Here is a 12,464-nt window from a genome sequence, read left to right on the forward strand (position 1 = left end):
GCGGGCGGAGCGGGCGTCTGGCACGTCGTTGCTGCTCACGGGATGAAGTTCACCCCCGAGACCCTCATCTCGCCGTCGTCGTGACGGTTGACCGTCACCCGGACGCGGTACTGCCGGTCCTGGTCCTCCTGGGACCGGGGATTGCCGATGGTCTGGTCGATCGCCATGATCACCTCTGCGCGCTCGGGGTAGGAGTGCTCGACCGCTGCGGCGGACACCACCCCGTCGGCCACCACCGCGGTGGTCTTGACGACCTCCTCGTAGGAGTCGCGACGGGGGGTGAACTGCTCGGAGAAGTCGCCCTCGATCATGTCCACGATCCGGTCCACGTCCTCGGTCAGGGTCTCCTGACGGATGGTCATGAGCCGGGTCATCACGTCGGTGGCGAAGTCGCGGTATGACCCATCGAGCTCGCTCGCGGACGCCCGGTCCGCCCGGATCGAGGCCGCCTGGCCACGCTCGGTGAGCCACAGCCCCGAGGCAACGAGGGCCGCCACCAGGCACAGGGCAGTGATCACGGAGGCGACGACCAGCCCGGTCCGCTCACCATCAGTGGGGGTCTCGTCCGACTGCGGCACTAGGTCACTCCATTCGTCAGGATGTCGGCCAGGTCGGCGTCCGCGGACAGCTTGCTCGCGGTCCCCAGGTTAAGCTGACGATACGTCTTGCCGTTCGCACCGAGGTACTCGCCCGTCGCCGGGTCGTACATGGCGGCGGAGGTGCGGATCTCCCGCTCGCCGCTGTTGGACGAGGGGACAACGTTGTACGCGTTCGGGCTGTCACCGGGCGGGCCGACCTCGCTGGTGTCCGGCGGGTTGATGCCCTCGGGGACGTAGTCATCGGCCGCACACTCCGCCGGAGAGGCTGCTCGCCGACCGGGGTACTCCATGCACGGCAGGTTGCGGGCTCCACGGACGGTCGTCTGGGAGTCCTTGGGGACCTTGCAGTAGATGCCGTTCATCAGCGGGGGCACGGACAGGTCGGCGGGCGACCGCCGCTGGTCCGCCGGCAAGAAGCCGGTGGTGCACGGCGGGGTCTCGTTGATCTGGAGGTTGAAATCCACCTTGATCTCACCGGTGTCCTTGGCGCCGTTGATCGCGGTGATGAGCGAGGACACCAGGGCCGGGTAGATCACGAGCAACTGCTCGATGGAGCGGTTGTAGACCACGCCAACCTCGCCGACGCTCACCAGGTTGGCGACCAGCACCGGCATGGTCGGCTGCAGATCGTTGAGGACCCTGGTCGCCCGGGCCAGGGAGTCCGGGCCGCGCTGGATGATCGAGGTCAGCTGGGGCTCGTTGACCCGGAGCTGATCGGTCAGGTCTGCGAGGTTCCGGGTCCAGGCACGGATCGAGTCCGCTGAGCGCAGCTGCGAGTCCAGGACCGGCTCGGCGTCGGCGATCAGCTGGCGGGTGGCCCCGGTGTTGCGCTGGGCCTCCTCAAGGAGGAGCTGCGCGGAGTCCAGGAACTGCTGGAGCTCCCGCTCGGAACCGTTGAACGCGTCGAACGACTCAGAGATGACGCGGCGCATCTTGCCGTCGTCGATCGACGCCATGAGCACCGTGGCCTGGTCCAGGACGGGGCCGATCCCCTGGGGCATGTCGACCCGGTCCTCGCCGAGCACGGTGCCGTCGGCCATCTCGCCGACGGGCTCGCCCTCGGGCACTAGCTCGACGAACTGCTCCCCGACCGCGGAGACACTCCGGATCTGCGCGCGGACGTTCTCGGGGACCTCCGCCCGCGTGTCGAAGTGCAGTTCGGCCACGACGTGACCGGGCTTGAGGGTGACCGCGTCGACTCTCCCGATCACATTGCCCAGGTAGGAGACGTTGGCGTTCTTGTAGACCCCACCGGTGTCCGGCATCTGCAGTGCGACATCGGTGCGCTGCCAGCCGAACGCAGTCGGCAGCTTGAGGTAGGAGACCGACATTACCGACAGGGCGAGAACCGTCACCACGGCGAAGATGGTCAGCTGGATTCGCACGAACCGGGTCATCGGGGGGCCTCCTCAGTCGGGGCGCCGGATCCCGGCTCAGGTGGCAGTTCGGCGAACGGCTCCTCGCCCGAGTGCTCCGGCCGCGGGATGTCGAGGGAGAACGGGTTCGCGCCGGCCAGCGGATTGGGCGCGAGGCCCACATAGCCCTCGAGGCCGGCCATACGGTTGCCGAACTCGGTGCCCAGGAGGAAGGTCTCCGACAGACGCGGCATCGTCGTGTCGGCGTGGATGTACAGGTTGGCGTAGTCGCCGCGGAGGAAGTTGTCGATGCCCGCCTGCGGGAACGGGAACGTGATGAGCACGCTCAGCGCCCGGGTCAGGTCGCGCCCGGCGTTGGCCAGCGAGTCGAGGACCGGCGTGATGTCGCGGAGGTTGTCCACCAGGTTCTGTCCACCACAGGCGTCGATCACCTGGTTGGCCTTGTTGCCGAAATCCCCGAGCGAGACCATTGCTGTGGTCAGCTCCTGCTTCTGGTCGTTGATCAGCGCGACGGCCTCGGGCATCTGCGCCAGCGCTCTGGCCAGGGTGTCGGTCTGGTCGTTGATCTGGCGGGACAGCCGGTCCAGCCCGTCCATGGCGGCGATGATGTCGGCCCGCTGCTCGTCGAGGCCGCTCACGGTGGTCTCCAGCTGGGTGATGACCTCCTTGGCGTCGACCTGCCGGCCGTCCAACGCGGTGTTGAGCTCGCTGGCGATGGTCTCGAACTGCGCCAGCCCGCCGTCGGTCAGGACGACCGACAAGGCCGACAGCGTCTGCTCCGTGGTCGGGTACACTCCGGCGCGGGCCAACGGGATGACGTCCCCGTCGGAGAGCGAGCCCTCGGGTTCGCCGTCCGGGGGCGGGAAGATCTCGAGATGTTGCGACCCCAGGAGGCTGGTCTGCCCGATCTTCGCATGTGCGTTGGCCGGGAGCCGGACATCCTCGTTGAGCGAGACCGTGACGATCGCCGTGTAGTCCTCCACCTGCATGTCCGTGATCGACCCGACGTTGACGTCGTTCACCCGGACCGGGGAGTTGCGGGTGATGGTGGTGACGTTGGGCATCTCGAGGGTGATCTCGTACGCACCCTCCCCCCTGCCCTGCGCTCCGGGTAGCGGCAGGGAGTTGAGACCCTCCCAGGTGCATCCGGCACCGGAGAGCAGCACGACGGCGCCGAGTGCACCTGCCGTCAGAATTCGGCCACTGGGTCGGTTGCGAAACATCTACGCATCTCCCGTCACGAGCAGGGTGTCGGTGAGGTTGTCGCCCTTGTTGACCACGTTGATCAGCGGGTCAGGCCGGTCGGAGACCGGCTGCACACCCGGTGGGGTCTGCGTCCCTGGCTTCTGCGAGTCCCAGATCTGTTGGGGCTCCGCGGTGGGGGTGATCGGCGGGGTGACCGCGCCGTATGGGTAGCTGGAGGCGAGCGAGTTGAACAGCGGGCCCATGTACTGGGCGCACAGCTGTGCGTCGGATTCGGCGGTGTTGTTGGCCAGGCCCGCGATCGCACCGCAGATGAAGTTGGTCGGGTTGGCCATCTGGTTCATGGTCAACACCCCGGTGAGGACGCCCTGGTACGGCCGGTAGATGTTGTAGAAGTTGGCCATGGCGGTGGGGCCCACGTGGAGCACTCCCTCCAGCTCCGCCCGCCGGTCGCGCACCACCTCGGTCGCCTGGCCGAGCTTGTCGACAGCAGTGGTCACGCGTTCCCCGTTGTTGTCGAGGAACCGGTTGATGTCGGTCACCGCCAGGTCGAGATCGCTCAGCGCCGCATCGATGTCGCCCGTCTGGTCTCCGAGCACCTGCGACACGCTGGCCAGCTTCCCCCCGAAGGACACGATCTGTTCCTCGCTCTGTGAGAGCGCTGTGACGAACAGTTGCAGGTTCTTGAGGGTGGTGAAGAGGTTCTCCCGCCCGTCCGAGAGCAGCGCCATGGTCTGCGAGACCTCGTTGAGGGCGTCGCGGACCTCCACACCGTTGCCGTCGAGCATCGCGTCGGCCGAGTCGACGAACTCGCCGAGCGGGCCCGTCTCCTCGTGACCGACGGGACTGAGGGCGGTGGACAGCTTCATGAGCTGCTCCTTGACCCCGTCCCATTCCACCGGGATCGCGGTGCGCTCGACGGGGATCGTGCCGCCGTCCGGCATCTCCTCGCCGCCCGTGAAGGCGGGGGTGATCTGGATGAACCGCTCGGCCACGAGGGACTGTGCCACGAGCAACGCGGTGGCGTCGGCGGGGACCGGGACGTCCCGGTCGACCTTCATCGTGACCTTGGACCTGCCGTCCTCGGAGGTGATCTCGGAGATCCGTCCGACACGCACCCCGAGCACCCGGACGGTGTCGTCCTCGTAGACGCCCCGGGTGGATTCGAAGAAGGCGACGATCGTCTTGGTCCGGGTGGAGAAGAACCACACCGCGGCAATCACGAGGAGGACGACGACGACGAGGGCCACGACCTTGTACAGTGTGGACGCCAGCAGTCGACTCATCGGGGCAACCTCTTCTCGCCCCAGCCGGGGTGCTCGTCCATCAGGGTCAGACCCGGTACGGCCGGCATCGTCGGCTCGCGGACCAGTCCCGGCTCGGGCTGGACGCGGTCGTCGATGAGAGGCATGAGGTCGCGCAGGATGGTCTGCTGGTAATGACCGATCGACAGGTTGGACACGTAGGCGTTGAACCACGGTCCGGACGCCACGGCCTCGCTCAGCGCCGTGGAGAACGGGACGATCCGGCGCAGCCCCAGATCGATGTCCTCTTTGTTGCGGATCAACAGATCCGACACCTGCTCCAACTTGTCAAGGGCGGGTCCGAGCTGTGCCTCGTTGTCCTGGACCACCCCCGAGAGCTGCCGGGCGAGTTCGTCGATGTTGACGATCAACTCGCTGAGGGCCCTTCGCCGGAGGTCGAGCTGGGTGAACAGCACGTTGCCGTCCACCATGAGCTGGTTGATCTGGTCACTTCGCCGCCCGAGGATGTCGGTGGTCCCCGCGGCCTTGTCGAGGAGCTGCCGGACGCCCTCGTCGCGCTCGTTGAGAGAGCGCGAGAGCCTGGTAATCCCGTCCAACGCGCCGCGGATCTCGGGCGAGGACCCCTCCATTGTCTCGGCGAGCACGGTCAGCGCCTCGTCGACCTTGTCCGTGTCCATCGCCTCGACCGTGTCGCTGAGGTCTCCGAGCGCGGCGGTGAGCGAGTACGGGACCGAGGTCCGCTCGAGCGGGATGGTGTTGTCGGGGAGTTCACCCCGACCGTCGGAGAAGACACCGAGCGCGCGCCGGCCCAGGATCGAGTCCGTCTTGACCTGGGCGGAGGTGTCCGTGCCGAGCGCGACGCCGGTGTCGATGTCGAAGCGGACCCTGACCCTGTCCCCGTCGAGCTCGATCTTCCGCACCGAGCCGACCCTCATCCCGGCCACCTGCACCTCGTCACCGGTGTTGAGCCCGGCGGCGTCGGCCACGTACGCGGTCGCGCCGCGCATCCCGTTGACATACGGGATCCGGTCGTAGTTGAGCGAGATCGCCATCAACGCCACGGCCCCCACGGCTCCCCAGACACCGATCGTCTTGGGGTCGCGGTCGCGGAAGCGGAGCTGTCCTCGGGGCGCCTTCGGCGGGGTCCCGTCTATTGTGTCACTCATCGGGGAACGCACACCGTCCCGTCGTCTGCTCGTACTGGGGCAGGTACACGCCCCTACCGGTCACGGGGTTGGTGACCTGCACGATCACACCGCAGAGATAGAACTGGAAGAAGCTGCCGTACACGCCCAAGCGCCCCATCTTCTCGAAGTCGGACGGGAGCCGGTTGATCACGTTCTCGACGAACGGCTCGTCCTCGTTGATGAGCGTCGCCACCCGGTCGATCTGGGCGACGTCCTCGCGCAGGGCCGGGCGCACGTCGGACAGGAGTGTGGTCATGTTGGCGCTGGCGTCGTTGAGGCGTTCGACGGACTCGCCTATCGGCTCGGCGTTCGCGGACAGACCGGAGACGAGCTGCTGGAGGTCGTCGACGATCGAATCGACGTTGGACTGGTTGTCCGACACGGTGGTGAGAACGCCGTTGAGGTTGGTGATCACGTCCCCGATGAGTTGGTCCCTGTCTGCAAGTGTCTGTGTGAGGGACGATGTCGAGGCGAGCAGGTCCTGCACGGTGCCGGCCTCACCCTGGAACACCTTGACGATCGACTCCGACAGTTGGTTGACCTGGCCGGGGTCCAACGCGCGGAACAGCGGACGGAACCCGCCGAGCAAGGCATCGAGATCCAGGGCCGGGGAGGTCTGCGAGATCGGCAGCGTCCCGCCCGCCTCGAGCGGAGACTGATCCCCCTCCCCCCGGTTGAGTTCCAGATAGCGGTCCCCGGTCAGGTTCTCGTACCGCACCATCGCCTCGGTGCTGGCGTGCACGACCTGGTTCCCGGCCACGGAGAACCGGACCGCGGCTGTGTTCCCGTCCGCCAGTGCGATCCGGTCGACGCGGCCCACCTCCACTCCCGCGATGCGCACCTTGTCCCCGGACTCCAGCCCCGAGACGTCGGTGAACACGGCATTAAACTTCTCGGACGCGCCGGAGCGGTACTCGCTGAAGACCATGACCAGACCGGCCAGGACCAGCACCATCACCGTGGTGAAGATCGCCAGCTTGATCAGGGTAAGACGGGCGTTTCGCGCTGCCGAGCGCCCGGCGGTCACGGGGTCTCCCCGTCCATGCCGAGCATGACCTGCAGCAGCGTCGGGGGCGCGGGACGACCGGGCTCGGTGGGCCGCAACGGGCCGAATAGCGGGGCGGGGCGAGAGGTGAACACGTCGGGCATGCCCTCCACGGGGTTGGAGCCCGTGTCGGTCACGACGAACGGGGCGTGGACGTTCGGGTCGGGGAACGGGAGGCCGTAGCAGTTGGGTCCGGTGCTGGCGTTGACCTTCGGCAGGTCCTTGGGGTACTCGTACGCTCGCGCCCCCTGCTGCCACCCCGACTTGAATACCAGGCCGGGCTGGTCCTCGCCGCCGAAGGCTGACGTGGCGCCCTCGACGCCCTGGTTCAGGCCCACGATCAGACAGGTGAGCATGGGGTGGTACTCCGCGAGCAGGCTGGTCGAGGCACGCAGGTCCGAGAGCATCTTGACCAACTCGTTGCCGTTCTCGGACAGCAGGCGCTTGCCGGTCTCGCCCGTGCCGATCGCAGAGACCAGCAATTGTTCGAACCGCGCCTGGTTGCTGACGACGTTGGCGCCGACATCGGTGCCGGAGTCGAGCAGGCGCATGATGTCGGGGGTGACGTCGGCGTAGAGGTTGGCCACCCGCGACCCCTTGGCCAGGTCCCTCTGGAGGGTGTCGATCTGCGGGTTGATCTCCTGCAGGTAGTCGCCCAAGTCGGTGATCGTGCGCCCCACCTGTTCACCGCGCCCGTCGACCGCCCCAGAGACCGCGCCGAGGGTGGCGTTGAGCTTCTCCGGCTCGATCGCGATGAGCAGGTCGGTGAGGTCCTGGAACAGTGTGTTGACCTCGGCGGTGACATTGGACGCCTCGACGACAGTGCCCGCGGCCAGCGGCGTCGGGTCCGGCCGCATCGGGGACTCGAAGTCGACGGACTTCGCACCGAACACCGTGTTGGATCCGATCGTCACCGGGGAGTTGGCGGGGATGGCCTCCAGCGCCGCGGGATCGACCTCGATCTCGATCGTCGCCCCGCCGAACTCCTGGCGGATGTCCTTGACGTTGCCGATCTCCACACCGCGGGCGCGCACCTTGGCGTCGGCCTCCATGACCAAACCGGCGCGATCACTGCGGACGGTCAACGGCACCCGACTGTCGAAGACCCTCGCGAACATCAGGAGGGAGAGCGCGATCACCACGACGATGAAGAGCGCCAGCACCGTCGCCGCGATGCGCTTGGGCACCGTATCGCTCTGACTCACAGTTCTCGCCACGTCCGCCTCCTATCCCGACAGGTTGAAGTTGCCGTCTCCGCCGTAGATCGCGAGGGAGACGAGAAGGGTCACGGTCACCACCGCGATGAGCGAGGTGCGGACGGCGTTGCCCACGGCCGAGCCGACGCCGGCGGGACCGCCGGCGGCGTTGTAGCCGTAGTAGGTGTGGATGAGCATGATCGTGATGGCCATCGCTATGGCCTGGACGAAGGACCACAGGATGTCCGTGGGGATGAGGAACGTCGAGAAGTAATGGTCGTACACGCCACCGGACTGACCATAGATCTGGACGGTCGCGAACCGGCTCGCCACGAACGAGGCGATGACGGCGAGCGAGTACAACGGCACCACGGCGATCATCCCGGCGACGATCCGGGTGGAGACCAGGTAGGTGATCGAGTCGATCGCCATGACCTCCAGCGCGTCGATCTCCTCGGACACCCGCATCGCCCCGAGCTGGGCCGTCGCGCCGGCACCGATGGTTGCGGCCAACCCGATGCCAGCGATCACGGGGGCGGCGATACGGACGTTGATGAACGCCGCGAAGAAGCCGGTGAGCGCTTCGACCCCGACGTCGGTGAGCGAGGAGAAGCCCTGGACCGCGATCACGCCGCCGGTGGCGAGGGTGAGGAAGCCGACGATCACCACTGTGCCGCCGATCATCGCCAGCGCACCCGTTCCCATGGCGATCTCGGCGATCAGACGCAGCGTCTCCTTCGGGTACTGGGTGAGCGCCCGCGGCGTGGCCAGCAGTGCTCGCCAGAAGAACAGGGCGATGCCGCCGAAGTCGTCGGCCCTGCCGACGGTGTGGTGCCGGGCCCGCGCGAGGCGCGGGAACCGGGTGGTCTCAATGACGGTCACCTCACGCCCCCAGGACCTTGACGCCGACCGCCGTGAGCACGGTGTTGACGACGAACAGGGCCATGAAGGCGAAGACGACGGTCTCGTTCACAGCGCTGCCCACCTCTTTCGGCCCGCCCCGGACGTAGAGGCCCTTGTAGCAGGCCACCAGGCCGGCGAGCATCCCGAACATCCCGGCCTTGATCTGCGCCAGGATGAGCTCACCCAGGCCCGTGAGCAGGGTGATCCCGTCTACAAAGGCGCCCGGGTTGACGCCCTGCAGGAGAACCGAGAAGAGGAAACCACCGAGGATGCCGATCGTGCACACCAGGCCATTGAGCAGCAGCGCCACGAAGGTGGACGCGGCGACCCGGGGGACGACCAGGCGCTTGACCGGGTCGATCCCGAGGACCTCCATCGCGTCGATCTCCTCGCGGATGGTGCGGGCCCCGAGGTCCGCGCAGATGGCGGTGGCCCCGGCCCCCGCCACGATGAGGACCGTGACCATGGGACCGACCTGGGTGACGGCGCCGAGCGCGGCCCCCGCCCCCGAAAGATCGGCCGCACCGATCTCGCGGAGCAGGATGTTGAGCGTGAAGCTCACCAGGACGGTGAACGGGATCGCCACCAGGATGGTGGCCATCATGGAGACCCGGGCGATGAACCAGGACTGTTCGACGAACTCCCGGCCCTGCCGCACGATCGACGGGAAGGACACGAACGTGTCGAGGCTCATGGCGACGAAATCGCCGACTCCCTTGAGCGGCGCATCGAGAACTCTCGCCATATCGCCCCCCTCCTGTCTTCTCTCATCCCCCGGTCGCACCGAACTGAACAAGTGACCGGTTCGGCGTGACCCAGATTACATAGTAGCTAGAACACGTTCTCATTAGCAAGGCCTACCAATCACCCCCGAACGGTGCCCCTGCGCGTGTGCCGGGAATCTAACACGCCCCGACACAACGAAAGCGGTCCCCGCGCGTCTCTCAGCAAACGCCGCGGGGACCGCATCGGATCAGGTCAGAGGGCCATGATCTCCGTCGCCGAGAAGGACTTGCCCTCCGGGCGCCCTGACCAGTGCCCGGAGACCGCGTCGGCGAACGCACGCCGGTCCCAGACGCCACTCTCGGCATCGAACCGCTTCTCCACGACCGGCGCCTCCACCAGGGCGACCATTCCGCCGTATACCACGAACAGCTGACCGCTGATCCCGGCCGCCGCCGGCGACGCGAGATACGAGACCAGATCGGCCACCCGGTCCGGGGACAGCGGGTCGGGCCCCTCGGACTCGTCCCACGCCTCGAAGACGCCCTCGGTCATCCCCGTCCGACCCCGGGGCGCGATCGCGTTGGCCGTGCAGCCGATGCGCCCCAGCACCCGCGACGCTGACAGCGTCAGCGCGGTGATGGCTGCCTTGGCCGCGCCGTAGTTCGCCTGCCCGGGGGGGCCGAAGAGTCCCGCCTCGGACGAGGTGTTGATCAACCGCCCGTACACCGGGGCATCGGACTTCTTGCTCTCGCCGCGCCAGTGGGCCGCGGCGTTGCGGGTGAGCAGGAAGTGCCCGCGCAGGTGCACCCTGATCACCGCGTCGAAGTCGTCGTCCTCCATGTTGAACAGCATCTTGTCCCGGGTGATGCCGGCGTTGTTGACCACCACGTGCAGGCCTCCGAGCCGCACGGCCTCGGCCACCATCGCGTCGGCGGTCTCCCGATCGGAGACATCGCCCACCACGAGGGAAGCCCTGGCGCCCGCCGCCTCGATGTCGGCGATCACCGCGTCCGTGGCCTCGCCGGACCGGATGTCGTTGATGACGACCGCGGACGCGCCCGAGCGCGCCAGCTCCACGGCCTCCGCGGCACCCAGCCCGGAGCCTGACCCGGTGACGACGGCGACCCGGCCGTCGAGGGAGAGATCCGTCCCGAGGTCCTTCCGACCCGACCCCGGCGTCACTCCGCGACCTTGAGCGCCGCCATCGGACACTTCTCGACAGCCTTGACTGCGCGCTTCTCCAGCTCCTCGGGAACCTCGTCGACGACCACTCGCACCACCTCGTCGTCGTCGTTCAACTCGAAGACCTTAGGGGCGAGCCCGACACACACGGCCTGCCCCTCGCAGCGGTCGGGATCCACGTCAATCCTCATACCCGTCCTCCTTGGCCGGGCCCGCGACCACTGTGGCCGCGAGCGTGATTCGATACTATGTGAGACACGACACTAGAACGTGTTCCACTCGAGATGAGCTTAGGGCATATGGACATCACCTACACCACAGACCAGCAACGGCTGCGCGGGGAGTTGCGCGAGTACTTTTCCGCCCTGATGACCCCCGAGCGCCGAGAGGCCTTCACCTCCACGACCGGCGAATACGGCCACGGCAACGCCTACCGCGAGATCGTTGCCGAGATGGGCCGCGACGGCTGGCTGACGATCGGATGGCCGGAAGAGTTCGGCGGCCGGAACCGCCCGATGGTGGAGCAGTTGATCTTCACCGACGAGGCCGCGATCGCCGGGGTCCCGGTGCCCTTCCTCACCATCAACTCGGTGGCGCCGACGATCATGGCATTCGGATCCGAGGAGCAGAAGAGCTACTTCCTGCCCCGGATCAGCCGCGGCGAGCTGCACTTCGGCATCGGCTACTCCGAGCCGGAATCGGGCACGGACCTGGCGTCCCTGAAGACCCGGGCCGTGCGCGAGGCCGGGACCGGGGAGCACGCCGGGCAGGACGTCTACCGCATCAACGGGCAGAAGATGTGGACGTCCCTCGTGGCGTACGCGGACTGGATCTGGCTGGCCGCACGCACCGATCCGGACGCCAAGCGACACAAGGGCATCTCGATGATCATGGTGCCCACCGACGCCGAGGGGTTCTCGTGGACTCCCGTGCACACGATGGCGGGCCCGGACACCAGCGCCACCTACTACCAGGACGTGGTGGTTCCCGCCTCCAACCTGGTCGGCCCCGAACACGGCGGCTGGCCACTCATGACCAACCAGCTCAACCACGAGCGGGTCGCCCTCACGGCCGCCGGTCCGCTCCAGGCCTCGCTCCGGCAGGTCCTGGAGTGGGCGCGCACCACGCGTTCGGCCGACGTCGGCCTGCCCGGCGGCGGGGACGTGATCGACAACGAGTGGGTGCGCACCCACCTGGCCCGCGTCCACGCGATGGCCGAGTACCTGGCGCTGCGCAACTGGGAGATCGTCTCCGCCGACTCCACCACGCCCACCCGCATCGCCGCGTCGGCGACCAAGGTGTACGGCACCGAGACCGCGTGCGAGGCGTACCGGCTCCTCATGGAGGTGCTGGGCTCCGCCGGGTTCCAGCGTTCCCACTCCCCCACCGCCGTCCTCCACGGGCGCATCGAGAAACTGCATCGTTCCGCCCTCATCCTGACCTTCGGCGGAGGCACCAACGAGGTCCAGCGCGACATCATCGCCGCCGCCGGACTCGGGCTGCCACCGGCGCCGCGGATCGCCCCCACTCCTGCCCGGAAGGACGGCTGACATGGACTTCCACATCGACGACACCACCCGCGAGCTCTCCTCCCTCGTCCGCGACATGGGCGAGCAACTGGTCACCGACGACTCCCTCCGCGAGCTGGACGCCCGCTTCGGCCCCGGGACCGAGGCCGACGGCGGACGAGACCGCTCCACCGCCCGGTTCCACGCCCGCTACTGGGAGGAGCTGGTTCGCGCGGGCGTGCCCGCCGCCCTCGCGCCCGAGTCGCTCGGCGGC

The 12,464-nt window shown here is 67.8% G+C and carries 12 protein-coding genes and 1 pseudogene; 2 read left to right on the top strand and 11 right to left on the bottom strand.

All coding sequences use genetic code 11. The annotated features are described in order from the left end of the window. Positions 1 to 35: 35 nt before the first annotated feature. The 11 genes from G6027_RS01135 to G6027_RS01185 all read right to left on the bottom strand — a co-directional run bounded on the left by G6027_RS01135 (position 36) and on the right by G6027_RS01185 (position 10,873). Positions 36 to 578, bottom strand: coding sequence for a hypothetical protein (locus tag G6027_RS01135; RefSeq protein ID WP_107748796.1), 543 nt, complete (start codon positions 576 to 578; stop codon positions 36 to 38). After that, a complete protein-coding gene (locus G6027_RS01140) occupies positions 578 to 1,996 on the bottom strand; it encodes an MlaD family protein (RefSeq protein ID WP_107748795.1) in 1,419 nt (472 codons plus the stop codon). Before G6027_RS01140 ends, G6027_RS01135 begins: the two co-directional genes overlap by 1 nt. Continuing rightward, the gene (locus G6027_RS01145; RefSeq protein ID WP_182634656.1) at positions 1,993 to 3,198 is read right to left on the bottom strand and encodes an MCE family protein; all 1,206 of its coding nucleotides are present in this window, start codon (positions 3,196 to 3,198) and stop codon (positions 1,993 to 1,995) included. Before G6027_RS01145 ends, G6027_RS01140 begins: the two co-directional genes overlap by 4 nt. Beyond that, positions 3,199 to 4,464 (bottom strand): MCE family protein, encoded by a 1,266-nt coding sequence (locus tag G6027_RS01150; protein WP_182634658.1) that lies wholly within the window; start codon positions 4,462 to 4,464, stop codon positions 3,199 to 3,201. It lies immediately after the preceding gene. Next, positions 4,461 to 5,609 (bottom strand): MCE family protein, encoded by a 1,149-nt coding sequence (locus G6027_RS01155; RefSeq protein ID WP_107748852.1) that lies wholly within the window; start codon positions 5,607 to 5,609, stop codon positions 4,461 to 4,463. Before G6027_RS01155 ends, G6027_RS01150 begins: the two co-directional genes overlap by 4 nt. Continuing rightward, complete coding sequence (locus G6027_RS01160; RefSeq protein ID WP_107748792.1) at positions 5,602 to 6,657, bottom strand: MCE family protein; 1,056 nt, start codon at positions 6,655 to 6,657, stop codon at positions 5,602 to 5,604. The genes G6027_RS01155 and G6027_RS01160 overlap by 8 nt, the downstream gene beginning before the upstream one ends. Continuing rightward, positions 6,654 to 7,880, bottom strand: coding sequence for an MCE family protein (locus G6027_RS01165; protein WP_231750479.1), 1,227 nt, complete (start codon positions 7,878 to 7,880; stop codon positions 6,654 to 6,656). Before G6027_RS01165 ends, G6027_RS01160 begins: the two co-directional genes overlap by 4 nt. A gap of 21 nt (positions 7,881 to 7,901) precedes the next feature. Then, positions 7,902 to 8,753, bottom strand: a complete 852-nt coding sequence (locus G6027_RS01170) for an ABC transporter permease (RefSeq protein WP_107748790.1) — start codon at positions 8,751 to 8,753, stop codon at positions 7,902 to 7,904. A 1-nt stretch (position 8,754) separates the two neighbouring features. Then, positions 8,755 to 9,519: an ABC transporter permease gene (locus G6027_RS01175; RefSeq protein ID WP_067711895.1), complete on the bottom strand. Its 765-nt coding sequence runs from the start codon at positions 9,517 to 9,519 to the stop codon at positions 8,755 to 8,757. A 233-nt stretch (positions 9,520 to 9,752) separates the two neighbouring features. Then, entirely contained in the window at positions 9,753 to 10,682 is a 930-nt protein-coding gene (locus tag G6027_RS01180) for a 3-oxoacyl-ACP reductase (protein ID WP_182634660.1), read from the bottom strand. Further along, positions 10,679 to 10,873 carry a ferredoxin gene (locus tag G6027_RS01185; RefSeq protein WP_182634662.1) on the bottom strand — a complete coding sequence of 65 codons (195 nt, stop codon included), beginning with the start codon at positions 10,871 to 10,873 and terminating at the stop codon, positions 10,679 to 10,681. The genes G6027_RS01180 and G6027_RS01185 overlap by 4 nt, the downstream gene beginning before the upstream one ends. A 108-nt stretch (positions 10,874 to 10,981) precedes the next feature. Between G6027_RS01185 and G6027_RS01190 the strand changes: the two genes are divergently transcribed. Continuing rightward, positions 10,982 to 12,232 carry an acyl-CoA dehydrogenase family protein gene (locus tag G6027_RS01190; protein ID WP_182634663.1) on the top strand — a complete coding sequence of 417 codons (1,251 nt, stop codon included), beginning with the start codon at positions 10,982 to 10,984 and terminating at the stop codon, positions 12,230 to 12,232. 1 nt (position 12,233) lies between these two features. Beyond that, positions 12,234 to 12,464, top strand: a pseudogene (locus G6027_RS01195) (acyl-CoA dehydrogenase); the annotation flags it as partial.

This window comes from Dietzia sp. SLG310A2-38A2, assembly GCF_014145095.1.
GTDB lineage: Bacteria > Actinomycetota > Actinomycetes > Mycobacteriales > Mycobacteriaceae > Dietzia.